Origin of the sequence: Bacillus sp. 123MFChir2 (genome assembly GCF_000383235.1) — a bacterium.
In the GTDB taxonomy this organism is placed as follows: Bacteria; Bacillota; Bacilli; order Bacillales; family Bacillaceae_G; genus Bacillus_A.
Genome location: NZ_KB910943.1, coordinates 35,944 through 62,541 on the forward strand (window position 1 = coordinate 35,944; position 26,598 = coordinate 62,541).

Annotated in this window: 30 protein-coding genes and 1 riboswitch; of the genes, 18 read left to right on the forward strand and 12 right to left on the reverse strand. The window is 36.8% G+C overall.

Annotation, left to right across the window (positions count from 1 at the left end; genetic code table 11):
• The first annotated feature begins 380 nt into the window (after positions 1 to 380).
• Positions 381 to 704 carry a hypothetical protein gene (locus tag H280_RS0112095; protein WP_020061388.1) on the forward strand — a complete coding sequence of 108 codons (324 nt, stop codon included), beginning with the start codon at positions 381 to 383 and terminating at the stop codon, positions 702 to 704.
• A gap of 386 nt (positions 705 to 1,090) precedes the next feature.
• Here the strand turns inward: H280_RS0112095 and pgtP are convergent, their stop codons facing one another.
• On the reverse strand, positions 1,091 to 2,455 hold the full coding sequence (gene pgtP, locus H280_RS0112100; RefSeq protein WP_020061389.1) for a phosphoglycerate transporter PgtP: 1,365 nt from the start codon (positions 2,453 to 2,455) through the stop codon (positions 1,091 to 1,093).
• 689 nt (positions 2,456 to 3,144) lie between these two features.
• Between pgtP and H280_RS0112105 the strand changes: the two genes are divergently transcribed.
• Genes H280_RS0112105 through H280_RS0112115 form a run of 3 tightly spaced genes read left to right on the forward strand, consistent with a single transcriptional unit; the run spans position 3,145 to position 6,113 of the window.
• On the forward strand, positions 3,145 to 4,047 hold the full coding sequence (locus H280_RS0112105; RefSeq protein ID WP_020061390.1) for a substrate-binding domain-containing protein: 903 nt from the start codon (positions 3,145 to 3,147) through the stop codon (positions 4,045 to 4,047).
• The gene (locus H280_RS0112110) at positions 4,031 to 5,494 is read left to right on the forward strand and encodes a sensor histidine kinase (protein WP_020061391.1); all 1,464 of its coding nucleotides are present in this window, start codon (positions 4,031 to 4,033) and stop codon (positions 5,492 to 5,494) included. The genes H280_RS0112105 and H280_RS0112110 overlap by 17 nt, the downstream gene beginning before the upstream one ends.
• Entirely contained in the window at positions 5,463 to 6,113 is a 651-nt protein-coding gene (locus H280_RS0112115; protein ID WP_020061392.1) for a response regulator, read from the forward strand. The genes H280_RS0112110 and H280_RS0112115 overlap by 32 nt, the downstream gene beginning before the upstream one ends.
• A gap of 119 nt (positions 6,114 to 6,232) precedes the next feature.
• Here H280_RS0112115 and thiT read toward each other — a convergent pair whose 3' ends face one another.
• Entirely contained in the window at positions 6,233 to 6,832 is a 600-nt protein-coding gene (gene thiT, locus H280_RS0112120) for an energy-coupled thiamine transporter ThiT (RefSeq protein WP_020061393.1), read from the reverse strand.
• 86 nt (positions 6,833 to 6,918) lie between these two features.
• Positions 6,919 to 7,020: riboswitch (TPP riboswitch) on the reverse strand.
• A 429-nt stretch (positions 7,021 to 7,449) separates the two neighbouring features.
• Between thiT and H280_RS0112125 the strand changes: the two genes are divergently transcribed.
• The 7 genes from H280_RS0112125 to H280_RS0112155 all read left to right on the forward strand — a co-directional run bounded on the left by H280_RS0112125 (position 7,450) and on the right by H280_RS0112155 (position 12,755).
• Positions 7,450 to 7,677 carry a FeoA family protein gene (locus H280_RS0112125; protein WP_020061394.1) on the forward strand — a complete coding sequence of 76 codons (228 nt, stop codon included), beginning with the start codon at positions 7,450 to 7,452 and terminating at the stop codon, positions 7,675 to 7,677.
• Positions 7,674 to 9,662, forward strand: coding sequence for a ferrous iron transport protein B (gene feoB, locus H280_RS0112130; protein ID WP_020061395.1), 1,989 nt, complete (start codon positions 7,674 to 7,676; stop codon positions 9,660 to 9,662). Before H280_RS0112125 ends, feoB begins: the two co-directional genes overlap by 4 nt.
• Positions 9,663 to 9,678: 16 nt before the next feature.
• A complete protein-coding gene (locus H280_RS0112135) occupies positions 9,679 to 9,846 on the forward strand; it encodes a FeoB-associated Cys-rich membrane protein (protein ID WP_020061396.1) in 168 nt (55 codons plus the stop codon).
• Between the two features lie 230 nt (positions 9,847 to 10,076).
• Positions 10,077 to 10,742: a PspA/IM30 family protein gene (locus H280_RS0112140; RefSeq protein ID WP_020061397.1), complete on the forward strand. Its 666-nt coding sequence runs from the start codon at positions 10,077 to 10,079 to the stop codon at positions 10,740 to 10,742.
• Positions 10,743 to 10,999: 257 nt separating this feature from the next.
• Positions 11,000 to 11,404: a DUF350 domain-containing protein gene (locus H280_RS0112145; protein WP_020061398.1), complete on the forward strand. Its 405-nt coding sequence runs from the start codon at positions 11,000 to 11,002 to the stop codon at positions 11,402 to 11,404.
• A 22-nt stretch (positions 11,405 to 11,426) separates the two neighbouring features.
• A complete protein-coding gene (locus tag H280_RS0112150; RefSeq protein ID WP_020061399.1) occupies positions 11,427 to 11,933 on the forward strand; it encodes a DUF4178 domain-containing protein in 507 nt (168 codons plus the stop codon).
• 12 nt (positions 11,934 to 11,945) lie between these two features.
• Positions 11,946 to 12,755 carry a DUF4247 domain-containing protein gene (locus H280_RS0112155; RefSeq protein ID WP_020061400.1) on the forward strand — a complete coding sequence of 270 codons (810 nt, stop codon included), beginning with the start codon at positions 11,946 to 11,948 and terminating at the stop codon, positions 12,753 to 12,755.
• A 53-nt stretch (positions 12,756 to 12,808) separates the two neighbouring features.
• Here the strand turns inward: H280_RS0112155 and H280_RS0112160 are convergent, their stop codons facing one another.
• From H280_RS0112160 to H280_RS0112170, 3 genes are all read right to left on the reverse strand, one after another.
• A complete protein-coding gene (locus tag H280_RS0112160) occupies positions 12,809 to 13,840 on the reverse strand; it encodes a YdcF family protein (protein WP_020061401.1) in 1,032 nt (343 codons plus the stop codon).
• A gap of 338 nt (positions 13,841 to 14,178) precedes the next feature.
• On the reverse strand, positions 14,179 to 15,207 hold the full coding sequence (cydB, locus tag H280_RS0112165; protein ID WP_020061402.1) for a cytochrome d ubiquinol oxidase subunit II: 1,029 nt from the start codon (positions 15,205 to 15,207) through the stop codon (positions 14,179 to 14,181).
• A complete protein-coding gene (locus H280_RS0112170; RefSeq protein ID WP_020061403.1) occupies positions 15,197 to 16,543 on the reverse strand; it encodes a cytochrome ubiquinol oxidase subunit I in 1,347 nt (448 codons plus the stop codon). Before H280_RS0112170 ends, cydB begins: the two co-directional genes overlap by 11 nt.
• A gap of 348 nt (positions 16,544 to 16,891) precedes the next feature.
• Here H280_RS0112170 and H280_RS0112175 point away from each other — a divergent pair, with 348 nt between their 5' ends.
• Positions 16,892 to 17,455, forward strand: coding sequence for a beta-class carbonic anhydrase (locus H280_RS0112175; protein ID WP_020061404.1), 564 nt, complete (start codon positions 16,892 to 16,894; stop codon positions 17,453 to 17,455).
• On the opposite strand, the gene yidD is transcribed toward H280_RS0112175, so the two are convergent.
• On the reverse strand, positions 17,452 to 17,682 hold the full coding sequence (gene yidD / locus H280_RS0112180) for a membrane protein insertion efficiency factor YidD (RefSeq protein WP_020061405.1): 231 nt from the start codon (positions 17,680 to 17,682) through the stop codon (positions 17,452 to 17,454). The genes H280_RS0112175 and yidD overlap by 4 nt on opposite strands.
• A gap of 482 nt (positions 17,683 to 18,164) precedes the next feature.
• Here yidD and luxS point away from each other — a divergent pair, with 482 nt between their 5' ends.
• On the forward strand, positions 18,165 to 18,638 hold the full coding sequence (gene luxS, locus H280_RS0112190; RefSeq protein WP_020061407.1) for an S-ribosylhomocysteine lyase LuxS: 474 nt from the start codon (positions 18,165 to 18,167) through the stop codon (positions 18,636 to 18,638).
• 113 nt (positions 18,639 to 18,751) lie between these two features.
• Here luxS and H280_RS0112195 read toward each other — a convergent pair whose 3' ends face one another.
• The 3 genes from H280_RS0112195 to H280_RS0112205 are packed head-to-tail and all read right to left on the reverse strand — an operon-like array spanning position 18,752 to position 19,524.
• Positions 18,752 to 18,982 carry a YczI family protein gene (locus H280_RS0112195; protein WP_020061408.1) on the reverse strand — a complete coding sequence of 77 codons (231 nt, stop codon included), beginning with the start codon at positions 18,980 to 18,982 and terminating at the stop codon, positions 18,752 to 18,754.
• A gap of 40 nt (positions 18,983 to 19,022) precedes the next feature.
• A complete protein-coding gene (locus H280_RS0112200; RefSeq protein WP_020061409.1) occupies positions 19,023 to 19,256 on the reverse strand; it encodes a DUF3953 domain-containing protein in 234 nt (77 codons plus the stop codon).
• A gap of 37 nt (positions 19,257 to 19,293) precedes the next feature.
• Positions 19,294 to 19,524 (reverse strand): DUF3953 domain-containing protein, encoded by a 231-nt coding sequence (locus H280_RS0112205; protein WP_020061410.1) that lies wholly within the window; start codon positions 19,522 to 19,524, stop codon positions 19,294 to 19,296.
• A 219-nt stretch (positions 19,525 to 19,743) separates the two neighbouring features.
• On the opposite strand from H280_RS0112205, the gene H280_RS0112210 reads away from it, so the two are divergent.
• The 4 genes from H280_RS0112210 (at position 19,744) to H280_RS0112225 (ending at position 22,526) form a co-directional block, all read left to right on the forward strand.
• The gene (locus H280_RS0112210; protein WP_020061411.1) at positions 19,744 to 20,058 is read left to right on the forward strand and encodes a hypothetical protein; all 315 of its coding nucleotides are present in this window, start codon (positions 19,744 to 19,746) and stop codon (positions 20,056 to 20,058) included.
• A gap of 81 nt (positions 20,059 to 20,139) precedes the next feature.
• Positions 20,140 to 20,619, forward strand: coding sequence for an RNA deprotection pyrophosphohydrolase (gene ytkD, locus H280_RS0112215; RefSeq protein WP_020061412.1), 480 nt, complete (start codon positions 20,140 to 20,142; stop codon positions 20,617 to 20,619).
• Positions 20,620 to 20,837: 218 nt separating this feature from the next.
• Positions 20,838 to 21,923, forward strand: coding sequence for a hypothetical protein (locus tag H280_RS0112220; protein ID WP_020061413.1), 1,086 nt, complete (start codon positions 20,838 to 20,840; stop codon positions 21,921 to 21,923).
• Between the two features lie 204 nt (positions 21,924 to 22,127).
• Positions 22,128 to 22,526, forward strand: coding sequence for an RDD family protein (locus H280_RS0112225; RefSeq protein ID WP_020061414.1), 399 nt, complete (start codon positions 22,128 to 22,130; stop codon positions 22,524 to 22,526).
• A 22-nt stretch (positions 22,527 to 22,548) separates the two neighbouring features.
• Here the strand turns inward: H280_RS0112225 and H280_RS0112230 are convergent, their stop codons facing one another.
• The 3 genes from H280_RS0112230 to H280_RS0112240 are packed head-to-tail and all read right to left on the reverse strand — an operon-like array spanning position 22,549 to position 25,125.
• Positions 22,549 to 23,355: an ABC transporter permease gene (locus H280_RS0112230; protein ID WP_020061415.1), complete on the reverse strand. Its 807-nt coding sequence runs from the start codon at positions 23,353 to 23,355 to the stop codon at positions 22,549 to 22,551.
• The gene (locus H280_RS0112235; RefSeq protein ID WP_020061416.1) at positions 23,348 to 24,112 is read right to left on the reverse strand and encodes an ABC transporter ATP-binding protein; all 765 of its coding nucleotides are present in this window, start codon (positions 24,110 to 24,112) and stop codon (positions 23,348 to 23,350) included. Before H280_RS0112235 ends, H280_RS0112230 begins: the two co-directional genes overlap by 8 nt.
• An 11-nt stretch (positions 24,113 to 24,123) precedes the next feature.
• Positions 24,124 to 25,125 carry an ABC transporter substrate-binding protein gene (locus tag H280_RS0112240; protein WP_020061417.1) on the reverse strand — a complete coding sequence of 334 codons (1,002 nt, stop codon included), beginning with the start codon at positions 25,123 to 25,125 and terminating at the stop codon, positions 24,124 to 24,126.
• Between the two features lie 409 nt (positions 25,126 to 25,534).
• On the opposite strand from H280_RS0112240, the gene H280_RS0112250 reads away from it, so the two are divergent.
• The gene (locus H280_RS0112250) at positions 25,535 to 26,509 is read left to right on the forward strand and encodes a phosphotransferase enzyme family protein (protein ID WP_020061419.1); all 975 of its coding nucleotides are present in this window, start codon (positions 25,535 to 25,537) and stop codon (positions 26,507 to 26,509) included.
• Positions 26,510 to 26,598: the final 89 nt, after the last annotated feature.

Consider the following 26,598-nt stretch of genomic DNA (forward strand, 5'->3'; position numbering starts at 1 on the left):
AGTTCAAACAAAGGGAGAAAGCGAGTGCAGAATCTTTTTTTCTACATAGTCGTAATTTGTATGTTGAAAACCTGACATAAAACCTCCTTTTTTAGGGGAGGACGAGAGCGTCTGGCCATTGCTTGGAGCGGTCATGTTGTATTCTACATGGCAACAATCTATATGTTAAAAAATCAAGTTGGATTTATATATATGACTGCTATGTAGAATTTTTATATTTGTATATGATTATTCATTATTATTACATTACAAAAATGTAAGGTTTTTTGTAAGGTTAATCGATAGTTTAGCAGCATGATTTTGCATAAACTTATCTATGTAAGACACACACATTTTAGGGAAATAAGACGTTAGGCACTACAACTGAAAGGAGAAAGAGAATGGAGAAGCGCTCAGTGGCTCTTGCTTTATTATTAAAGAATGATGCGATTATGTTAGCTAATAATAAAGATTGTACAACTGTAATTGATCGGCGAGAAATACCAGTAGATTCACGTGATAAAATAGTATGGTACAAATGGAATGAGAACCACAAAGAGAATATAAATGAGCAATATCACATAGGGTATGATGTGCATAGAGTTGTTTTATGGAATGAGATGAAATCTTGGATTCATAAGCAAAACGGTAAGAATAATTTTCAGAGCAGCCACGTACTCCATTCTCAAACTCCTGAAATGGTAAGAAACAGAGAGTCACATTAGGAAAGTAACTTGGAAAACTGAGATACAAAAAAGATTGCTGTTTAAGCAATCTTTTTTAATTTGTATAAATACAAGGTAACTATATATCCAAATTAAAAAACCGATATAAAAACCTCTTTCTTTTTTAGGGGAGGATGAGAGCATCTGGCCGTGTATAGAAGCGGTCAGGGCCTTTTCCTGCCACGTGCAAAGTTTAAAACAAAGATAGACAGCAAGTAGCGGCCATGTTTTGTTCTGTATAGCAGCGATTTATATGTTGAAACATCAAAATAGATTTATATATACTTTTTCTACTAAGAATTTGCTGTAATAAGTATAAAAAAATGCCCTTTATCTGATTTTTTTTGTCAGATGAAGGGCATTTTTTTTTCGTGTTTTGAGTTGTTTTAGGATTGGATTCCATGTTTTTTGTTGTATTCTAGTTCTTTTGCCCCTCGATGGGCTAATATACAACAGATGATGCAGCAGACAGTTGCTGCTAGTAATACATAGAAACCGCCATTCCATCCTACCTTGTCAACCATTACACCGAAGAGAGTAGTACCTAAAGATGCACCTAGAATGTAACTCATAAAACCTCGTAAACCAACTGCAGAGCCAACAGCAAAAGATGGAACTACCTCCATAGTTTGTACGGAAGCTAGAAATTGTGGAATGTAAATCAAGCATCCAATAATGGCGGCAAAGATAGTCACCCAATGTAAAGATGTGCTTTGCCAGTAACCAATGATACAGACAAGTATCATCGACATAGCGATGATTGCTGGCGGCATGCGGTGCCCTTTGAATAACTTGTCTGATAGATAACCAGCCAGAAGAGTAGAAGGAATAGCTGCCCATTCAAAGAATAAAAAGGCAACACTCATCTCTTCCTTAGTGAAATGTTTCACATGTAATAAATAAATAGGTAACCAACTTATAATGCCGAAACGAACCATGTAAACGAAAACATCTACGAAGGAAACGAACCATGCATTTTTGTTAAATAAAACATAATTCTTGAAGATTTGCCAAGCACTCATGTCTGTTGGCGGTTTTGAATCAGCACTTTGTTGTGTTTTCGAATCGGATTCGTCTTTGACGATTTCGTTTAATGGAGGTAATCCCTCACTTACTGGTGAGCCTTTAATAAGAGTTAGTATTATAAGTGCAATAACAATGGCTATAGCAGCTGGAACTTGGTAGCTTGCCGTTTGCCAGTGATTGGAGCCCAACATAGCAAAACTCATACCAACGATAGGTGCTACGATACCTCCACCTATATTGTGAGAAATATTCCATATAGCACCGATCGTTCCTCTTTCCTTACGAGGAAACCAATTTGCAATAGTAATAAAGCTAGGCCCAACGCCCATTCCTTGAAAAAAACCATTGAAAACAACGAGAACTGCAAACATCCAAAATGCCGTGCTGAATCCCATCATAATATTGACCATAGCGCACAGAAGCAAACCAAGCGCCATATAACTTTTAGGGTTAGCTTTGTCGGCTAAACTACTCATCAAACCCTTACTAACTCCATAAGCGATAAGCATAGAACTGCTTAACAATCCTACTTCTGTAGCACTGAGATTGAGTTGTTCCTTCAGGTAAGGAGTAGATAAGGCAAAATTGTTACGTACTATATAGTAAGCTATGTAACCTAAGAACACTCCTAATAAAGATTGTAGCCGAAAAAGTTTATAGGTTTTTTGAACCTGATCTGGTGCTATTTTTGCAGTAGCAATTTTAGGTTTCAAAAATGAGAACATATTATCTACCTCGATTTCTTTACTTTGATTTACAGAAAAAAATTAGATTAGCATGAAATTAAGTATTTCAATAGAATGCCAATTTGGTAAAAACGTTTTCAAAGTGCTTGTGTTATATCATTCCTCCTTGGCTACATTATCTTATATGAGAACGCGTTAAACTATCAGTAAATATCTGATTTTCTGTAAGAATTTATCTGACAAAAAACATTCACGGTTATATATACAAGTTGAAAAACTGGTATATATAGCCCCTTTCTTGAGGGGAGGCGAGAGGATCGAGCCGTGCGTGTTACGTTATATTTTGTATATGTAAATCCATGTTAATGTTCCGACATATAAGTCGCTGCTATACAGAATACGTCATGATCTGCACTTGCTTGCTCTTTTTGGTTTTCGCTGCACATGTGGCAGAAATAGGCACTGACCGATTCTAAGCATGGCCAGTTGCTCTCACCCGCCGAAAAAGAAAATGGTTTTTATGTTAGTTTTTCAATTTGCATCTATATAGTAGCGATTTATATATACCTGCTGACACAATTCCGACATGAAAAGTAGTTAAGTATACACTCTTTCATAGATTTCATGTATCGTCCTGAAGTAATATATAAATATCAATTTCGAAAGCCTTAAATTAAGGTGTTTCCACATAATGTATAAATCCCTCGCCTGCAAGAATGGAGGAAAGTATGATAAATTTGTTGAGGATTTTTTTTATATTTTTTATTACTTTACTTGCAATAGGCTGTCAGCATGATCGTTCAAGCTCTCAAATTGTTTTCTCCGAATCTGAAGCTCAGCCTGTTGGTTCACAAGAGGGAAAGCCCTCTCCTGTACGGATTGCAATTTCAAGTGTGTTATCACCGACTGATACAATTATGTACTACAGGAAAATAGCTGATTATATTGGAGAAAAGCTCCATAGACCTGTAATTTTAATCCAGCGTAAGAGTTATAATGAGATTAGCATGTTGATGATAAATGGAGGCGCTGACATTGCTATACTTTCAACAGGAGCGTATATTACTTACAAACATGTCGAAGGGCTTGAAGCAATTGCTATGCAAGAGCGGATGGGGGTTCCCTATTACTATGGTTATGTTGTCGTACACCGCCAAAATGAAATATCCGCTATAAATGATTTAAGAGGCAAAAACGTTGCCTTTACCGATCCAACCAGTTATTCCGGATATATTTTTGTGAGGAAAAAATTAGCTGAATTAAGTGAAACTCCAGAGCATTTCTTCGGTCGTTATGTTTTTACATATAGTCATGAAAGCTCCTTAGGCGCTGTAATAAATAAAGTTGTTGACGCAGCTGCTGTTGATAGTTTAGTCTTTGAACGCACGAAACGTCAAAATCCAGAACTGGTTAAGGATTTGAAAATTATTGCAAAAACAGAACCGATTGGTACTGGCCCTGTTGTCGTTAGGAGTAATTTACCTGATGAAGAGAAGAAAATTATTAAAGAAAGTTTTATTTCCATGCACGAACAAGAACCAATAAAAACAGCTTTTCAGGGGCTGTTTATTGATCGTTTTGTTCCATTTGAACCTAAGTTATATGAGGTCACCTATGAAATGGATAAATAAATTACAAATAAACCAGAAGATATTTGGAGCCATCCTCGTTTCACTACTCTTTCTTGCTCTATTATTGGGATGTATCATTTGGGAATCGCTCACAAAAATGATGACAGAGGATCTTAAAAAGCGTGGCGTAAATATCGCTGAAAATATTGCAGCATTGTCTTCAGATTACATTCTAACTGACGACTACTATTCGATTCACCTCCTCATTACCCGGGCACAGGAAGCGAATAAAGACGTTCGTTATATACTGGTCATTGACAATAATAATGTTCTTATTGGAAATACATTCTCTAAACATCTACCAAAAGGAATATTAAGTGCACATAAGCCTAATAGTAGCAATAATGAAAAATCCGCTATATTAACTTCAGATGAAGGGAATATCCATGACATACTTGTTCCAATTGAAGGTGGAGATGTAGGATTTGTTAGAGTTGGAATGGCAGAAAAAGAGGCGAAAAGCTATATTTTTACTAAAATAGTAGAATTGGTTTTCGCTACATTTTTGGTATGCATGGGAGCGGCAGGTATAGCTTATTATGTAACTCGTATCATTACCAAACCAATTAATAGTTTAGTTGATATAGCATCAGGTATATCAGCCGGTAATTTATCCTTAAGGGCTAAAACAGAGGGGGACGATGAAGTTGGAAAACTAGCACGTGCTTTTAACGAAATGACTGATAACCTAATTAGTTCGAGCGCGGCAGTAGAAAAATTACTGAGGGAGCTTCAAGAAAAGGATGCTCTTCGAGATACGTTAATCTTGAAATTATTATCCGCGCATGAGGAGGAGAGAAAAAGAATTTCTCGTGAACTTCATGATGAAACAAGCCAAGCCCTTACGTTTCTAATGGTTACCATGCGTATTTTGGCTAATGAAGCTAAAGATGCTGAACAACAGGAGCTACTTAATGTAAGCCGAGAGACTGCGGCAAATATTTTACGAGAAATTAGAGATTTAGCGGTAGAATTAAGACCACCAATCCTTGATGATATAGGTTTAATTCCGGCATTAAAGAAACATATAAGAAAGTTTGAAGAAAAATTCGCTCTTGCTGTAATTTTGCGCGTTCTCGATGATGACATTGCTCCCATAGACAGCCATATCGCTGTAGCGTTATATCGAATTGTTCAAGAAAGTCTTGCTAATGTAGTGAAACATACAGTGGCGACTGAGATTGTAGTTAGTATGGAGATTAATAATTGTTCTATTAAGCTAAGTATCCATGATAACGGACAAGGCATACGTGAGACTGATTTTGAAAAAGCTCGCCAGCAAAATCGAATAGGAATATATGGAATGAGGGAAAGGGCTGAATTACTAGGTGGTTCATTTTTTATCAAAACTCACAAAATCGGTGGGACTGAAGTTATGGTGTCTATCCCAGTAAAACAGAGAGAAGGGTGTCAAGATGAAAAAGACAATCAGCATAATGCTAGTTGATGACCACGCCTTGATGAGATCAGGTTTAAAACTACTACTGCAAAAAAGATCGTCCTTACAAGTTGTAGGTGAAGCATCTGATGGGCTTGAAGCCCTTCAACTTTACGACATTTTAAAACCTGATATTTTGATATTGGATATATCTTTGCCACGCTTAGATGGAATACAGGTTCTCAAAGAAATTAAATTACGTTATGAACAAGCGAAAGTCATAGCGCTCACCATGCACGAAGATGAGGACTATATAACGTTAATCATGAACGCGGGAGCTTCAGGTTATGTCCCTAAAGCAGCTGTAGATGAAGAATTATACACTGCTATTGATTCTGTTATGGATGGATACCTATACCTTCGCCCAAAGGAAATTTCAACGATGTTAAAAAGAGTACAAAATGAAACAGAGTCCCGAAATCCTTATGTAATTCTAAGTCCACGTGAACGAGAGGTATTGCAGTATCTTGCTAAAGGATTTTCATTGTCTGAAATTGCTGGGGAGTTAACTATCAGTATAAAAACGGTTGATACTCATAAGACGAGAATGTTGAACAAACTGAATCTTTCTAAGAAAAGTGAACTTGTTCAATATGCGATAAAGTATAATTTAATCAACATGATATAACGGAATGGTGTTTGTGAGAAAAGGTATTTTTTCCTTCCATTCATTGAAAGTAGCAGAAAAATCCCGCTTTAGAAAAGCGGGATTTTTGTCTATCTCTTAAATACAAAAAACATTGCTGATTAAGCAATGTTTTTTGTATTTATATAATGCTTATTCACGCCTGTAAATAAGCGCGGTGCTGTTATAAATAAAGCGACAAGTAGAACCGCACACAATACGAAAGAACCAATCATTGTAACGCCGTTAAAGATAAAGGAATATAAAACAGCTGATTGTCCTTTTGGTGCATATTGTCCAAAGAAAATAAAGCCAGCAATGAAGTGCCAAAAGTAACGAGCTAAGCTACCAATAAATGTAGCAATAATGATATACGTAATCGCTTTTGTTTTTTGTCCATTTGCAATTGATTGTTGAATTGGTTCATGAAATAATCCAGCAAAGCCAATAAAGGAAAAGGCGATGAAGTATTCAATAAACGCTTGCACCGGTGTGAAAATAGATGCATCTCCTGCAACAATTTGTAATAACCCCCAAACGAGACCACTTAAGAAACTCACTTTAAAGCCCCAGCGGTAAGCAATAATAAAAATTGGAATCATAGCAAATGAGATAGAACCGCCTGGTTGAAGTTTAATAGAGAGCGGCAAAATGTCGATGACTAACGCAAATGCTGCGAGAATCGCTGCCTCTATCATTGCTTGTAAATTTGTGTTACGCATGTAAAAGTCCCCCTACATCCAAGTTACAAAAGAAGAATCATTACCATAGGGAGATGAAAATACACAAATTGTAAATTACTACTTATGTATATACGTCTGCACAATTCCTACGTTAGCATTAACTAACAGGTTCAAAGGGTCGGAACAAAGTGTTCCCTCTCAGCAACGAGGCTCCCCCTGTGACAACGAGATTCTTAGATTGTTATTATTATTGTAATAACAATGGATAAGAATGGCAAACGAAAATCAAAAACCTTTTCTTTTTAGGAGGGGACGAGAGGAACTGGCAATGCATAGAAGCGGTCAGTTCCTTATTCTTCCACGTGCGAGGTTTAAAACAAAGGTAGAAAGCGAGAGTGTGTCATGTTTTGTTTTGCGTGGCAGGGATTTATATAGGTAATTTTAGAAATACAAGTTAAAAAAGTGACATAAACCCTTTCTTTTTAGGAAGAGCGAGAGCAACTGTCCGTGCATAGCGACGATTTTTATGTTAAATAAGATGGAATTGTACAAAAAATAGTAATAAATACACAGCGTAGTGTATAGTTTTTTTTCAGAGAGTCATGTTATAATTTATATTGATAATAATTATCGTTATCTTTTTAGGGGGATAATTTATGAACTTAGTTGATATGAGTATAGATGAAAAAGTACGTGTAAAAGATTTGCAGTCTCTTGATAAATTGTTAAAACGCCGTTTGGCTTCATTTGGATTTTCTGAGGGGTGCGAGCTTTGTGTAAAACAAAAAGCAATGCTTAATGGTCCGTGTACATTAGAATGCCGTGGACAATTAATCTCTATTCGTCATTGTGATGCGAAAATGATAAAGGTGGAATTAACGTGAACAAGGTTGCTTTGCTAGGAAATCCGAATACGGGGAAAACATCATTGTTTAATGCACTTACTGGTTCTTATGAATATGTTGGGAACTGGAGCGGAGTAACCGTAGAAAAAAAGATTGGTAAATTAAAAGATAAGCAAGGAATGCTAATAGATTTACCAGGTATATACGATTTAAATCCTGTATCCCGTGATGAAGGAGTAGTTACGCAATTCTTATTAACAGAAGAATTTCATCATATGTTAAATATTGTCGATTCTTCTCAATTTGAGCGTAATATGCATTTAACATTGCAATTATTAGAATTTGGGAAACCACTTTCGATTGGCTTAAATATGATTGATGTGGCAAAACAGCGTGGGATTGTAATTGATGTCAACAAACTAGCTGAAATGTTAGGTGTATCGGTTATTCCCGTAATAGCAAGAAGTGGAAGAGGCTGCGAGGAATTATTAGCTGCTCTTCATGAAAGCGATAAGGCGGAGCAAAAGCCGTTTATTCTTTCATATGGTAAAGCAGTAGAGACAGGAATCCAGCGGGTTATGGATAAATTGCAGCAAGAAAATGATGAGCATGCAAGGTGGCTTGCACTGCAATTTTTAGGAAATAACGAAGTGGTAGAGAAAGAACTCGCAAAATCGCATGTATATAGCGAACTTGTAGCAATTCGCTCTGCATTAGAAGCAGAATTAGATGTTACGTTAGAACAGCATATATACGGAGTACGTGCAGCGTATATTGAAAAGTTGAAAACAAGTGTGATTCGCCTTGAAAAAGAAGGAAGCATTCCTTTTTCGGAAAGAATTGATAAATTAATTACGCATAAAATTTTGGGACTACCAATCTTTTTAGGAATCATGTTTTTAATTTTTCAGATTACATTTTCATGGATTGGAAAGCCTTTATCGGATCAATTTGATGCATTTGTCGGCGGTCCATTTACAGATTGGGTAACAGCAGGCCTTACGAATATTGGTGCGTCTAATTTCATTCGAGCGCTCGTTACAGATGGAATTATTGCAGGTGTTGGTGCGGTATTAGTATTCGTGCCGCAAATTTTCGCATTGTTCTTCTTTATTTCATTACTAGAAGATTCCGGATATATGGCACGTATTGCCGTTGTAATGGATCGGATTATGGAGTTTTTTGGATTAAACGGAAAAGCGTTTATACCAATGATTATCGGTTTTGGCTGTAATGTACCAGGCGTTATGGCAGCGAGAACGATTGAACAGGAGAAGGAGAGGCTGCTTACGATTTTAGTGACACCATTTATGTCATGTTCAGCCCGCCTGCCTGTATATGCACTATTTGCTGGAGTCTTTTTTCCGCATAGTCAAGCGATTGTTGTATTTTCTTTATATCTTATCGGTATTATCCTTGCATTACTCGTTACAAAAATTATGTCCATTACGGTTTTAAAAGAAGAGAAATCTATTTTTGTAATTGAACTTCCGCCTTACCGTGTGCCGCAAGCAAAAACGTTATGGCGCAGTACGTGGGAAAAAGGAAAAGGATTTGTACGTAAAGCTGGTACATTTATCTTTGGTGGTTCTGTTGTGATTTGGTTATTAAACTATGCTGGGCCATCTGGATTCGGTGTAGATATGGGAGATAGTTTCTTAGCAATGATTGGCGGCTTATTTGCACCGATTCTTGCTCCGCTTGGGTTTGGAACATGGCAAGCAGCTGCATCACTATTAACAGGATTTTTAGCAAAAGAAGTTGTTGTTTCGACAATGGCAATTATTTATTCTGTGAAAGAAGATGTATTAGGAAACGTAATTGGTACGCATTTCACGACATTATCAGCATATTCGTTTATGTTCTTTATTTTGTTATATGTCCCATGTTTAGCAACAGTTGCGGTTATCCGCCGTGAAACAGGGTCCTTAAAGTGGACGATTTTCGCTGTTGTTTACCCGCTTGTGGTTGCATACGTATTAACACTAGTTATATACCAAGTTGGATCCATGCTCGGATTCTAAAAGGAGATGTATCACAATGATAGTCAATATTGTAATTGGAGCTGTCATTTTTGGATATGCAGGATATACGCTAATGAACTTTGTAAAGAGAAGTAAAAAAGGGAAATGTGCAGCATGTTCTCTTAATAAATCATGTCAGTCAAACATTTGTAGTACTGGTATGGAACAAGTTGTGAATAAATAGAGGAAAGCTTTGCGAATTTCGCAAAGCTTTTTTTATCTACTTTTTATAAGTTATGATGGGAATGTCAGATTATCGTTTATATATTTATAAAACAATATGTAAGTGCATTTTATTTTTGATATAATGTACACATGGGTTTGAAATATGAATATTCTTACTGTAAAGGGAGATTTTTGGGTTTTCCGAGTACTGAATTTGAAATAGGAAGCAATTTATTAGGAGGAATTTAAATGTCCGTATTTAAACGATTAAGAGATTTAACAATGTCAAACGTGTATTCATTAATTGAAAAAGCAGAAGATCCAATTAAAATGACAGATCAGTATTTACGTGATATGCAAGAGGATGTACAAGAAGCTGAGAAAAGCGTAGCAGCACAAATTGCACTTGAGAAAAAATTTAAATTGTTGTTTGAAGAGCAAGAAGCACTTGTAAAGAAACGTGAAGAACAAGCGCATATGGCAGTTCAAGCAAATAACCTTGACCTTGCGCGCCGTGCTTTAGAAGAAAAACAAACTGCAGAACAAAAAATGAATGAATATAAAGCAAGCTATGAGCAAAATAAAGCGGCTGCTGATAATCTTCGTATGAAATTAGAAGAAATGCGTAAGCAATTAACAGAATTAAAAAATAAACGTGAAACGCTTGTAGCGCGTGTGAACGCAGCAAAAGCACAAAAAAATATTAATCAGGCAATGTCTGGTTTTGATGCGAATACAGCAAAAGCAGGTTTAAGCCGTATGGAAGAAAAAGCTCTTCAATTAGAGGCTGAAGCAGAAGCGAGTGGAGAGATTTATAAAAAAGAAAAATCATTAGATGACGAATTTGCGAGTTTAAACAAAAACTCAGCTGTAGATGATGAATTAGCTCGTATTATGAAGCAGTATGAGAAATAATCTATAAATGAAAAAACCTTTTCTTTTTAGGTTGGAGAGAGCATCCGATCATGTATAGGAGCGGTCAGTTCCTTTTTTAGCTCCATGCCGCGTGAAAACAAAAGGAGAGAATGAGTGGAGAACTGTTATTGTTTTCATAGCCGCAGTTTATATGCTAGGAAATTACGATGGATTTATAGAGAATAGACAAGAGAGCCGACATGTCATAGAAGGAAGTCATGTCGGTTTTCTATTATTTTTTCAGAGGTGGTTTTTTAATGACAGGAATGAATATTTTAGCCATGCTTGTATGGACAGGTGCAGGCGCTATCCTTTTATTTCTATTGATGTGGATTGATTCACTTTTTACTAAATATAAAGATTTAGAAGAAATTAAAAAAGGGAATGTGGCAGTGACGACGCGCTTTGCGATGAAGTTGTTTGCACAAGGATACATTTTATCGCAATCGATTTCGAAATCAAACGATCTATGGCAGGCATTACTTGCGTCAGCGGTATCTTTTGCAATCTTATTATTTGTACAAATGTTTGTTGAATTTATTTTGAGAAAAGCCATTGATTTAGATGTAGATGAGGGAACGAAGCAAGGATATGTAGCACATGCTGTCTTAGCAGGTTCGTTACATATTGTCGGTGCCCTTATTTTATCAGCATGTCTATAACGAGAAAAGGATGGGTCGGTCAATGAGTTTATTTAAACGTATTAAAAATATAATAAAAAGTCCGGAACCTGCTAAACCTGAGAAAACGGTACTCACGTTAGCGCCTGGTGATATGATTGAAGTTTCGTTAGTCATGTATGAAGTGATTGGAAAAACAAGCATGCATTCTCGCAACGAAATTATTTTAACATTGCGGGATGGAAGAACGATTCGATATTTAAAAATTGAAAATCGTGAGAACACGTATTATAAATTATATGCTCCTATTGATGGCCGATTAGATTCAATCAATGAGATTCCAACGACACTTGAAATGGATGAGATAGACTACCATATGGAAGAGCAATATAACGGGCGTGTTGTTGTCGTGGGGAAAACACCATTTGCAGCAAATGATGAACAATACGTATGGGAGTTCCAATCTGATAATCGAAAGCTGCTTCGCGTTGAGTGGCAAGATGGACGTACAATGATGTATGAGGGAGAATCGATTCTTTCAGCTGATGTACAAATCATAAGAGCAACGTAAGGGGGCGTAATCATGTCAAAACGATTGTTTCCCATGATTAAATCGCTCGGCATCGCTATACTTGCTATTGTTATGTTACTTGTAATTGCAGGTTTTGCTTTATCGGGATGTCAAAATGGAAAGTCGATTCAAGACCGTTACCCGTTAGAATCAGTTGCGAAAGACGGTAAGCAAGAATCTTATGTGTACCGGGCCGCCAATCGGACAGTTCCTCAAGTTGCCAAAGAATTAATTGATGAACAGGAACCAAAACAAGCGTCTAAAGAAGACGAAAATCAAATGTTCCTTGTGTATTCTGATAAAATATACAACATTCAGAAGGATAAAGAGAAGCCATCTGACACATTAATTGAAATCAGTAATAAAGAGTTTGTCCGTCAAAACTATCAGCCATCTTTCTTACAAGGATTTCTGTTAGCAAGCATACTGGACGATATATTTGATTCGCGTAAATCGTATCACGGCGATTACCGTGGGTATACAGACAGACAAAATTATAAACCGGTTATCCAAGAACGACCACCTACAAAAGAAGAAAAGAAAACACCACCGCCAATCACGAAGCAAGGTAAAGGTTCTATTATTAAAAGAAGTGATAAAGTAGAGCAAAAACCATCTGTAGGTGATTCGGGAAGCGTTACAGAAAAAGGCACGAAAGCAGTTCCGCCTTCTACGGAGAATAAAGGGAAAATTATAAAATCACCAGGTGGTTCTAGTGAATCAGATGTGAAGCCGAAATCATCAACAACAGGCCCACCGAAGAATACGTCTCCCCCTAAAACAAAGGTTGGCGGTTCCGGAAAAGTTACGAAAAGAAGGTAAAGAAAAAAGCGCAAGAAGCATACTAGTTGCTTCTTGCGCTTTTCTTATATGGATTAAGAAAATAGAAAACGAATCATTGTAAGGAGTCCGGAGAATCCTAAGATAACTCCTACAACCTTAATATGGCGTTTACGACCCATGACAACAATTGCAATATACTCTCGAATCATCGCGTTTGGCCAGTAATAAAAAGCTGTTTTTGAACCAATTCCTTGGCTGTTAAGTCCGGCTTCTTTTGCATATAATCCAGCGCGGAAAAGATGGAAATTGTTTGTTGTAAAGATACTTTTGTATTTTCCTTCTTTTCGTGAATCCATAATTTGTTTTGAAAATAACATATTTTGATACGTGTTAACAGAACGATCTTCTTTTATCGTATGCTCGGTAGGAATCCCTTTTTTAATGGCGTATATTTGCATAGCCTCAGCTTCAGGAATGTTTTCATCAGGGCCTTGTCCACCAGAGAAAATGATTGTAGGCGGAAAAGAAATAGCTGCTTGTTTCCAATAAAAATCAATCGCCTTATTAATTCTGCTTGCTAAAAGTGGTGGCACTTTATCGTTAATTAATCCACTGCCAAGAACGATAATGAAATCTTGATTGCGTCTTGGTCTGTTGAACTGATACAGAAAATAAGCTGTTAAGAAGTTGGATAAGTGGAAAAAGAAATATACCATAATGAAAAATACGCCGCTAAAAATTGGTCCGAAATGAGGAGATAAAAATTGAGTTGGCTTAAATAGTAAGCATATTATACTGAATAAAATACCTAGTCCAGCTAGTAAAGTTAAACAATTTGAAAAGCGTCGTCCTTCTTTTCTCATTAAAATCCTTGCATTCAGAAATAGTCCAATCATTAAAGCGAATATACCAAAGGTTAACATAAAGCCAATGATGAAAAGAGGGATAGTGGCAATGATTCGAAATATCGCATTACCGGAGCTAAAACCTAAATAAACAAACAGGATAAGGAATGAGCAAAAAAACAGATTGAATAAAAATCCAATTATTAAACTTCTTGGATCCCTTAAATAAAAGAATAGAAAAATAACGAGTAAAATAAAAGTAATGATTTCTAAAAACATAGCCTTTGTAAATACCTCAACTTTCTAATAAATTTCTTTTTGTGACTACTCAGCTATACCTTTTAGAAATTTAGAAAAGGGTATGATTCTAGTGAAGATGTGTCTCTCTATTACTTGTAAATTCCTTTTTGGTATATAGACTGCTGTTATGCAAATACAATAGGGGGCCTGCACGTGGCAGGAAAAGGAACTGACCGCTCCTATGCATCGCCAGTCCCTCTCCCCTTTTCTATCGGTTTTTCATAAAGTAACTGAGTAGTTACCTTTTTTAATCATATATCAAGAAGTAAAGAAAATAACAGAAAAAACCATCCCCAGATAGAGGATGGTTCGCGATTTTAGTGATACCCTTTTGCAGAGTCTTTATGAATTTTTTCTTTAAAGATTGTGTAGCTCCATAATTGATAGCCAATAACGATAGGTACCATTACCATAGCAACAAAGAACATAATTTTTAAGTTTAATTCACTACCTGCTGCTTGGAATAATGTTGTGCTGTATGCATCGTTAATACGTGATGGCAGCATTCTTGGGAACATACCAGCAAAACCAGTTGCCATAAACGTAGCAATTGTTAAGCAAACAAATGTGAAGGCTAAGCCAATTTTACGTTTGAAAACCATTGCCATAGCGATGACGCTCATTAACATCGCTAGAGCTGGGATTAAGAACAGTACAGGATATTCCGTGAAATTTTGGAATAAGTTTGTAAGGTTTGACGTTGCGACGTAAAAGATAGCTAGAATAATTGCGGCTGCCATTGAAAATGGCTTGGCAATTTTATAAGCACGATCTGATACTTCACCAGTCGCTTTAATCATAACCCAAAGCGCGCCTGATACGACAAAGATTGCTGTGAAGAAAAGGCCGCCTAAAATGCCATATGGGTGTAATAAGCTAAGTAGATTTCCTTCATAGCCATTTTTACCAATTTGTAATCCGTAATATAGGTTAGCGAATGTAACGCCGAATAAGAAAGCAATTAAGAAACTACCAACGGCATATGTCCATTTACAAATAGTTTGCCAAACTGGTGAATCATCTTTGTGCATGAATTCTAGTCCTGCTGCACGAGCGAACAGAGCAAGTAATACTAAGAATAATGGTGTGTATAAGTAACTGAACATGTTTGCATATGTGATTGGGAAAGCAGCGAATGTTGCTCCCCCAGCTGTAATTAACCATACTTCATTTCCGCCCCAGAACGGTCCAATTGCTTCTTGCAGCTGATTGCGCTCTTGGCGATCTTTCGTAACGAACGGGAAAATCATTCCGTTACCAAGTGCATAACCATCGAGAATAAAGTAAACTGTCCAAATCACGCCCCATAAGCCGAACCAAATAATTGCAAGTGTATCATGAGACATGAGCTGCACCTCCCTCTGTAGTCTCTTCTAATGCTGCTGGTCCTTTTTTCGCAAATTTCAACATAAGGTATACATCAGCAATTAATAGTAAAGTGTAGAATAAGATTAAGCTAATTAAAGAGAACCAAATTTGCGGTACAGAAATTGGTGAAACTGATTCTGCTGTTCGCATTAGTTTGTATACTGTCCAAGGTTGACGTCCCGCTTCTGCAACAATCCAACCTGCGTTAATCGCTACATATGGAAGTAATACAGACCACATTGTAAGTTTTAAGAAACGTTTTGAGTTTTCTAGTTTTCCTTTGCGGCTTAAATAGAAACCAAACCATGTAAGTGCCATAAAGAATGTGCCAAGTGCAACCATTAAACGGAAGCTGTAGTAAACTAGATTTACGTTTGGACGCTCGTCTTTTGGAATATCTTTTAAACCGACAATTTTTCCATCAAATGAATTTGTATAGAAGAAGCTGCCGAGTTTTGGAATTGTTAATGCTTCGAAATTTTTCTCATTTTTCACATCAGGAATTTGAAAAATTGAGAACCCTTTTCCTTCCCCAGTGTCCCAAACAGCTTCCATTGCTGCCCCTTTTGCAGGTTGCATTTTCGCCGCGAAAGCACCGGATTCATGACCGATGAATGGTGTTGCAGTTGCTGCAAATAAACCGAATATTAAACCATACTTAAATGATTTTTTAAAGAATTCAACGTCATTTTTACGCAGTAAGTGATACGCACTAATTGCCATAACGAAGAATGAACCAACGATATAACAACCAACAACAGTATGGAAGAACATATGCCATGCGTATGGATTTGTAACTAGTGCCCAAAAGTCATTTAATTCAGCGCGGCCATTTCGGACTACATAACCAACTGGGTTTTGCATGAAGCCGTTCGCTGTAATGATCCAAAGTGCAGAAATATTTGTGCCAAGTGCGACCATCCACATAGAGAAAGCACGGAACTTTGGTGAAACTTTATCTTTACCGAACAACCAAATTCCCATGAAAGTAGATTCTAAGAAGAAGGCAACAAGTGCTTCTATTGCTAGCGGAGATCCAAAAATATCTCCCATATATTTGGAGTACTCAGACCAGTTTGTTCCGAATTGGAATTCCATCGTAATCCCGGTGATGATTCCCATTACGAAGTTAATCGTAAATAACTTACCCCAGAAATTCGCCATTTTTCGATACGTTGGATTTAATGTGCGTGCATATTGCGTTTCCATACACGCTACTAAAATAACGAGTCCGAGTGTTAACGGTACAAATAAGAAATGATAAAAAATTGTAATTGCAAATTGAAAACGACTCAGTAACAAAACGTCGGACATAATAAAATTCACTCCCTTTTTTCATTTTCATTATCTACATTTAGTTTATAGTGAAAATTTAAGCAAAGTACGAGGTAGTTGTTACAGAACTGTGTGGAAATTATGGAAGAATTATGACTGTTGTCTGAAAAATTATATTCTTAGGATAAAGTGAAACTTCCATCAGTGATGCCTTTCTCACTGATGGTTAGCCCTCACCAATCGGGCTTTTACGGTCAGTTATCTCCCTTTGCATCTTGAGGTGGGGGCTTACTGATCGTTAATGCGGGATAAAGCAATAAATTTTTTGTTTTTTTTGTTCTTTGGTACACTTGCATTATAGCTACATAAAGAAAGAGGGGATTGACTATGAAAGCTCTAGAAGAGATTTTGCAATATAATAAGGAATTTGTTGAAAGTAAAAAATATGAAGAATACGAAACCGGAAAATACCCGAATAAAAAAATGGTGCTTATTTCATGTATGGACACGCGCCTTGTAGAACTACTGCCAAAAGCGATGAACATGCGTAACGGTGACGTAAAAATTATTAAAGTAGCTGGCGCTGTTATTTCACATCCATTTGGAAGTATTATGCGCAGCATTTTAGTAGCGATTTATGAACTTGGTGCAGATGAAGTATGTGTAATTGGTCATCACGATTGTGGTATGGCGAAAATTCAAGCGAGCAGCACGATTGAAAAGATGAAAGAGCGCGGTGTTTCTGAAGAAAAACTAGACACACTTCGTTATTCTGGAATCGATTTAGAGAAGTTTTTACGTGGGTTCTCAAGTGTAGAAGAAAGCGTAGAACACAGTGTTTCTATTCTTCACAACCATCCGCTTATGCCAACAGAAGTTCCTGTACACGGACTTGTTATTCATCCGGATACTGGAAAGTTAGATGTTGTTGTGAATGGTTACGAAGGTTAATTCTTCTTCTGTTTTTTCTCTGGGACAGGATCGAATCCGCCTGGATGAAAGGGATGGCATTTCAAAATACGTTTCACTGTAAGCCAACTTCCTTTTAATGCACCGTGAGTTTGAATGGCTTCAAGCCCGTAGTGAGAACACGTTGGATGGAAGCGGCACGTTGGCGGTGTCATTGGAGAAATAAACTTTTGGTAAAAGCGAATAATACCGATGAAAATGCGTTTCATAATAAGCTCCTTTCCGGCATATGCTGTAAGTATTATAGCACGGTTTGTACGTATATATATAAATTGAAAACACGAAGCACAAAAACCAAAAACCCTTTTCTTTTAGGGGGATGAGAGCGTCTGGCTATGTGTAGAGGCGGTCAGTTCCTTTTTTTCCACGTGCGAGGATTAAAACAAAGGGTAAGTATGGGTTATGTTTTGTCTGCGTGGCAGCGACTCACTGAAAATAAACATAAAGCCGCCATTCTCTTTAGGGGAGGGTGAGATCGACTGGCTGTACCTAGGAACGATTAGGGCCATTTTCTGCTACGTGCGATGTTTTAAACAAAAGAAGTATGCGAGTAGCAGGTTACTTTTTGCTTGGCATGGCAGCGACTTGTGTGTTGGGAGATCAAGTTTGATATATATAATACTTTACTAATTTTTAATTCCGTTATATCATATTGGATATATAAGGATTATGAAAAGTGGGAGAGATGAATATGCCATCAGTAGAAAGCTTTGAATTAGATCATACAATTGTAAAAGCGCCTTATGTAAGACATTGCGGCGTTCATCAAGTAGGAAAAGACGGTATCGTAAATAAATTTGATATTCGTTTTTGCCAACCAAATAAACAAGCGATGAAGCCAGATGTCATTCATACGCTAGAGCATTTATTAGCATTTAATTTACGTAAATATATTGATCGTTATCCACACTTTGATATTATTGATATTTCGCCAATGGGCTGCCAAACAGGATACTACCTTGTCGTAAGCGGTACGCCAACAGTACGCGAAGTCATCGACTTATTAGAGTTAACATTGCAAGACGCAATACAAATTACAGAAATTCCTGCGGCAAACGAAACGCAGTGCGGCCAAGCGAAACTTCATGACTTAGAAGGTGCAAAACGCTTAATGAATTTCTGGCTAAGCCAAGATAAAGGTGAACTTGAGAAAGTGTTTGGATAATATGTGAGAAAGCTGCCTGGGGAAGGCAGCTTTTTTAGTTGGCGGATGTATGTTAAATTTTGTCGAGGAATCTCTAAACCGTGTCGAAGCGCCGATATACAGAAGTGAGAGTATTAACGGAACATTTTTACGAAGGCGACAAAGGATATAAAGATAGCAACACAAATGAGTAAAATCCCCATTGATTTGCGCTGCTCTTTTATCTCAGAAATTCCCCATGTTAAACAGGTCAGACTTAGGAATATTTGTATATAAATAGGTAGCTGATTGCTTTCTGAGAAAAAGGAATAAGTAGCAAGAATTAAAGCAATTGTACTAAATAGAATACGAAGTGTTTTTAGCATGGTCGCTTCTCCTTATCATTTTTTGTATATAGTGTTCCGTTTAGCGAAAGAGTTGTGAGAGCGGAAAATATATCGCAAATGCACCAGTAAGAAACAGTAAAATCCCAGTAGATGTTTGTTGTTTTTGAAATTCTGCAATACTTGAAATGACACACATGAGTCCTAAAGAGATGAGCATATAAGGTAAAATGAATGGAGTGTTATCTGTAAAAAATCCGAATGCTCCTAAAAGTAGCGTGATGATGGAAAAAGTAATCCGTAATATTTTGAGCATATTCGTGCTCTCCTTAACTGGAATTTTTTTCAATCGTTTAGCGAAGGAAATGTAATATAACAACGAAGAAAAGGAACCCAGAAACGCCGAATGACAAAATTCCCATGTCTTTTCGCTCAGCCTTTTTTTCGGAAATACCGATGAAGATAAACATGAGAGCAAGGGACAGTTGCATGTAAGGCATGAGTGTAACATCCTTGGTAGACAAACTGTATGTACTGATAGCGATTGTGAGTATTCCGAAGAAAATACGTAATCCAGTTAGCATCTTACCTCTCTCCTTTATGATTGTTTTCTTGATAGTCGAAGCCACAGAAGGCTTATTATGAATATCTTTTATTGATTGTACGTACGAAATGCATTTATGTTCAGATTATTACAAGATTAATCCTGCATTTATTTTATCATTAAATCAACTATGCTTTTACATATTTTTGTAAAAAATGAAAACAATAGAAAGTAAAGTAGGTGAAAGAAGGGACGTTCTATGGATAAGAAAATATACTATATTTCAGTTGCAAATGGCGAAATTTCACAAGTGAAAACGGCTAATACATATAGTTTTACAATTGAAGCGACGGATGAGGAAATTTTGAGGCTGCGCGAGTATTTTGATAAGGCGTATCGTGAAGATCTTGGGACGTTTGTACGTTCACATGTTCCGTTTGTTGAATATCATCATGATTCCAATAATGATCGGTATGATGAACAATTGCAAAAAGCATATCGAATGATTTACGAGCTTGGTGACAATGAAGCAAAAGAGTTAATTGCACAAATGGGTATTATCGACGGGTTATGATAGGATAAGATTAGTCATACTAGTCAGAATGTGCTACAATTTATGGTAAGAAATTTGTAACCATCAATAGGGGAGTAGGGCATGTACACATTTAAAGATTACTATCATAACACTGTACAATTATCGTTTGAACGTTACCCATTTTCTCCCGAGCCAAAGCATGTGTGGGTTGTGTGCCGGTACGGAGATCAATGGTTATTAACCCATCATTTGCGCCGTGGTATTGAATTTCCAGGTGGAAAAGTAGAAGAGGGAGAAACACCGGAAGAAGCGGCAGTTCGTGAAGTTCATGAAGAAACAGGCGGTATTGTATCGAGCTTAACGTATATTGGACAATATAAAGTATCCGGAAAAGACAAAATAATCATTAAAAACATTTATTTCGCAACAATTAGTGCCGTAGAACAACATACGCACTATGAAGAAACAAAGGGATCTGTATTATTGACACAAATTCCAGGGGACATCAAAGAAAATAGACGCTTCAGTTTCATTATGCGTGATGATGTACTAGCGCGCACAATGCGGCATATAGAAGAAATCGGCTGTTTTACAAAGTAGAGCAACCGATTTCTTTTTTTATTTTTCTAGAGATAGGTCTGTTAGTACGGGATAGACTGCTACTATGCATGGCCAGATCCTCTTGCCTACCCTAAAAAGAAAAGGTTTTTTATGTTAGTTTTTCAATTTGCATCTATATAGAGTGAAATCGTATTATTGTATCTTTTGCCAAAATTGATTATGATTTCAATGAAAAAATAGAATGCAAGGAGGAAGTTATGAGGAAAAACTATATTCATTTTTTATTTTTGCTTATATTTATTTGCTTGATTAGTAGCTGTAGTAAAGCAAAGAATGTGGCAAAAGAAGTATGTAAAACAAAAGAAGAATGTTTAAAAACTGGGGATGCATCTCTGAGCAAGATTAATAAAAATATGCAAGGAATCTCTGAACTAGAAACATATACAGAAGTAGAAAATAAAGAAGAATTAACGGCATACGAAGAACAAAGAAAAGATGACGAACGTTACTTCTTTTTAGCATCTTATTATATTGATAACGATGAAATAATAGATCCATATTTTGAAAAGCTAGATAAAAAAAGATTACAGAAAGTCTTTAGTGATGATAAAGAGGCAAGGGAAGAAATTAGTGCATTCCATGAAGACACAGATTATCATCAAACATTATGGGATATGTACAGTGTGTTAATACCAGCAAAATATCGAGAGAATATAAAGGAATTTGATATTGTATCAGATGGCTATGATAATGTCGTTGCACATGTGGTGCAAAATGAAAATAATCCTGAAGACTGGATATTAAGTTTAGATGCATTAGATTCCAACGTTAATATAAACGAAGTGATGAAAACGTTAATTCATGAAACGGCTCACGTTTTCACGTTAAACAAAACGCAAATTCCTGTAGATAAAAAGTATATAAAAGCTGTTACAGAAGAAAAGGATATTTCCGCATATGAATCGAAATGTACAACGCTGTTTTTAACAGAGGGCTGTACAAAGAAAGAGTCGTATGTGAATCAATTTTATGAACAGTTTTGGAAACCAATTGAAGGTGAATGGAAAGAGAAGAAAGTAGAGACAGATGTAGAAGCGCAAATGCAGTTTTTTAAAGAACATGAAGACAAATTTGTTTCTGAATATGCAACAACGAACGTTGTAGAAGATATTGCTGATACATTTACAGCATTCATTTTACAAGATTCTAACAAAGTGAAAGAGTCAAAAGAAGTAAAGTATCAAAAGATTGCTTTCTTTTATCAATTCCCAGAGCTTGTGAAGATGAGAGCGGAAGTGCTGGCAGGGTTACAGCAAATTTCGGAGGAAGTAGAAGAAGCGTAGAATAAAGATGTTAATCTTATAATTTGGGGGATAATTTATAAATAAAATGTCGAACTTAGTCGAAATTTGTTATAATATGAGGGTTATAGTTTTAGGATGTGATCTATAGAGGAGATGCGAATCCTTTTGCTTGAGCAAGAGGAGAGAATCTATACATACATCCAAAATGTAAAGAGAAATACATAAGAGAATGGAGAAGAGAATATGAATCAAGAGCTAGCAGGGTTTTGGAGACGATTTGGGGCGATCCTTTTAGATGTATTAATATTTGTTCCCCCTATTGTGATTTTTACATTAATAGGTATGTCTGATGATGCATCAGACATAATAGTAGGTATTTCGCAAACGTTATACTTATTAATTGTTCCTATTGTATGGTCCGGGTTTACAGTAGGTAAGAAAGCAGTGAACATTCGAATTGTACGTGTGGATGGACAGAAAATCACGATTTGGACTACAGTAAAACGTTACTTATTAAGTGGAATTATATATGGTTTTATGTTTGGAATTGGTTTTATTGTAAGTGCATTTATGGTAGCACTGCGAAAAGATAAACGTTCTATTCACGATTTTATTGCGGGAACGCAAGTTATTCGTGATTAATAAGAAAGCAACCTACTATTAGCTAGGTTGCTTTTTTCGTGCGTGTAACGAATTTTTCAAATGCTGCGACAAGTACATACATAAGGGTGGCAAGAATACAAGTGAGAAGCACGCTCAGCAAGACGAGTGTAAAGTTAAAGACTTGAAAACCGTAGCTAATTAAATAGCCGAGTCCTTCTTTTGAAATGAGCAGTTCACCGAAAATGACCCCAACCCACGAGAGACCGACATTTACTTTTAATGTGGAAATAATCGCTGGGAACGATGCTGGTAAAATGACTTGTTTATAACATTGCCATTTGTTTGCACCAAAGGTTTGCATGACCTTTACATAATTGGCGTCTACTTCTTGAAAGGCACTATAAATGACGAGAATCGTAACGATGATGGATATGATAACACCCATGGCTACTGCTGATGAAATATTCGGCCCAAATATGACGATAATAATGGGCCCAAGCGCTACTTTTGGCATTGCGTTTAAGACGACAAGATACGGATCGAGTACACGAGAAATAAATGGGCTCCACCATAAGAAGGTTGCGATACATGTGCCAAGAAGTGTTCCAAGGATAAAGCCGAGACATGTTTCAAGGAGCGTTGTATATATGTGCGGCCAAAGAGAGTGATCTTGCCACTTTGTGATGAGCAAATGAAAGATACTAGATGGTGAGCTAAATAACAATGGATCAATCCACTCGTTTCGGCTAGCGATTTCCCATAATGCGAAAAAGAGAATGAGCAGGAGCAGCTGCAATGTTCGAACGAAAAATGTTCGTTTTATTTCACGTTTTTGAAAGTTTTGATGAAATTCTTTTATATTATCCAAGTTTTTCAAGCTCCTTCCATATTAACTGGAAGAATGAAGGAAAGTCATGGTGCTGACGTGCTTCAAATGGTGAGAGGGAGCGAATGGTTTCTGGGACTGAAAATACTTTCGCGATGCGGCCTGGTTTTGCTTGCAACAAGTAAATACGGTCGCTCATCGCAATTGCCTCTTCAATGTCATGGGTAACGAGAAGTGACGTTTTCTTATATTCTTTTAAAATCGAAAAAACGAGTTCTTCTAATTTTAGTTTTGTTTGATAATCAAGGGCAGAGAATGGTTCATCTAGTAATAATATTTTTGGATTTGTGACGAGTGTCCGGACGAGAGCAGCGCGCTGCCGCATTCCACCTGATAATTCACGCGGGTATTGCTTCTCAACCCCTTGCAAACCAACTTCTTCTAACAAATGCAAAGCATGTTGCTTCGTTTTGGATGTGTATGTTTTTGTAATGTGTAAGCCGACGGAAATATTATCTTCAATCGTTTTCCACGGAAACAAGTAATCTTGCTGGAGCATATAACCGATGGAAGACGTTGGTTTTGTGATGCGTTCACCATCAAGAAAGACGGTTCCTTCAATGGGCTGTAGTAAACCTGAAATGATAGAAAGTAATGTTGTTTTGCCGCAGCCGCTTGGGCCAAGGAAGGAGATAAATTCTCCTTCTTCGATTGTTAAAGAAATATTCGATAAGACAAGGCTGGCATTGTCTTTTGAGAAGAAGCAATGAGATACGTTGGAAAGCTCTAGAAAGTTCATTAGATCCGCCTCTATTTCTTAATGACACTTTCAGCGATGGATGTGTTTACTAATTCTTTATGTTGCACTTCTTTCGGTAATTCGCCAGCGTCTTTCATAATACTTTGTAGTTGTTTCCACTCTGCCTCGTCTAACAATGGATTTGTTGCGTACGAATGTTGTTGTTTATAACGATCGATAACTTTTACCATAATATCTTTTGGTGTATCTTTAAAGCGTGGTTCAACAGCTTTGGCAATTTCGTCTGGGTTATGTGTATCGACCCATTGCTGCGCTTTATAAATAGCACGTGTGAATTTCTCTGCGGTTGCCTTATCTTTCTTTAAGAAGCTTTCTTTCGCCATAAAGGTTGTATACGGAACAGTTCCGGATTCAACGCCGAATGAAGCAACGATATAACCTTTTCCTTCTTTCTCGAAAATGCTAGCAGTTGGTTCAAAGAGCTGCACGAAATCACCGGTACCAGATGCATAGGAATTCGCGATATTCGCAAATTCGATATTTTGAATTAGATTTGTATCTTTGGGCGGATCAATTCCATGTTTTTTCAGTACGTACTCCCCAACCATTTGCGGCATCCCGCCTTTACGCTGACCGAGAAAATCCTTGCCTTTCACATCATTCCAGTTAAAAGAATTAAGTTTTTTACGAGAAACGAGAAATGTTCCATCTGTTTGTGTTAACCTGGCAAAGTTAATTGCTGGATCTTTTGCTCCTTGCACATAAACATAAATAGACGTTTCTGAGCCGACAAGCGCAATATCGATGCCATTTGATAATAAAGCTGTCATCGTTTTATCGCCGCCAGCAGTTGTTTGCAGGTCAACTTCTAGTCCTTCATCTTTAAAAAATCCTTTTTCCATCGCGACATATAACGGAGCGTAAAATAATGAATGTGTCACCTCACCAACGCGCACTTTCTGTACCTTTGCACTCTCTTCTTTTTTATTACACGCAACAAATGTAAAGGCAGTAAGAAAAACAATTAATAAACACGCTAGAATTTTTCGCAACGTATGACACCTCCCAAAATACATTTACTTTAATGTATGTAGGTGAATGCCTATATGTGAGTGGACACAGAAGGAATTTTTTGAATAGGAAAGAAGTCTAAATATAAGAGGTAACTAACAAAGAAATAAGAGGGATTCTATGATTGATTTTCTTGTTTTCTTTTTCATATTGGCCACCGGTTTTACAGTACTACAATTTCTGTTTCATAGATATGCAATGAAAAGCATTTATAAGTATAAGGAAGGGAATTTAGTTTATACGTTGTTAGAGATGCACGTGAAGAAGGGGCCAAAATTAGACTTTAGTGATTATTCATTCATTTTTATCGTGTGTGTCCTATGGAAATTTTGGCTTTTTTCGGCATGAAAATGGAAGTGCCATTTTGTTAATAGAGAAGAGGTATGTAACATGAGTGAAAAAGTAAAACAAGCAATGCAGTATTTTAGAGGAAAAGAAGAAAGCTGCGTTAAACTCTCGAGCGGATTTCAAAATGAAGTATACGAGTATACATATGAAGGAGAAAGGCGCATTTTACGAATTACACCGAGCTCTCGTAGAAGCTTGAAGCAAATTCAAAGTGAATTGGATTTTATATATAGCCTACAAGCAGGCGGCGTGAATGTTTCCTTGCCGGTTGCTTCTTGTTTTGGGAATGGGGTTGAACAAATAGATATAGAGGAAGAGGCATTTTTCATTACTTCATTTATAAAAGCACCTGGTCAGTTTGTGAATGTTACGAATGATGAAGAATGGAATGAAAGGCTATTTCAAAACTGGGGACAAACAATCGGAAAAATGCATGCGATTGCTAAAAAGAATGCTCATGATTACGAAACATATGAGAGGCCAATTTGGAAGTATGATATAAAATCTATGAACTTTTTAAAATCGATCAGTACAACGTTGGCTGCTAACTATGAAAAAATGATTAGCGAAGTTCAAGAACTGCCTAAGGAGCAAGATACATACGGACTCATTCATAATGACCTTCATCAAGGGAACCTTTTTGTCAAAGACAATACAATAACAATCTTTGATTTTGATGATTGTTCGTTTAACTGGTTTGCGCAAGATATTGCCGCAACATTTTACCATGCGGTGTGGCAAGGGTTATCGGTAAGGCCAGAACATGTATCGTTTCCGCAAGAATTTATGAAACATTTCATCGAGGGATACAATAAAGAACATACAATGAGTAAAGAGATACTAAGGCAAATTCCGCTTTTTCTAAAACTGCGCGAAGTCTTTTTATTTATGCTGTTTCATAACGTGTGGGATGCGAAAAATTTGGAAGATTGGCAAGCGCATACACTGCAAGATTTACAGCAGCGGATTGAACATGAAATTCCGTATACAAATGTAGACTTTTTGACGTTTGTTTAAGAACTCCTTTTTTAAACCCTGTTTAGTAGCAGGGTTCTTTTTGTGCATAAAAAAATACAGCAATCGTTACAATAAAGTACATAAAAAGA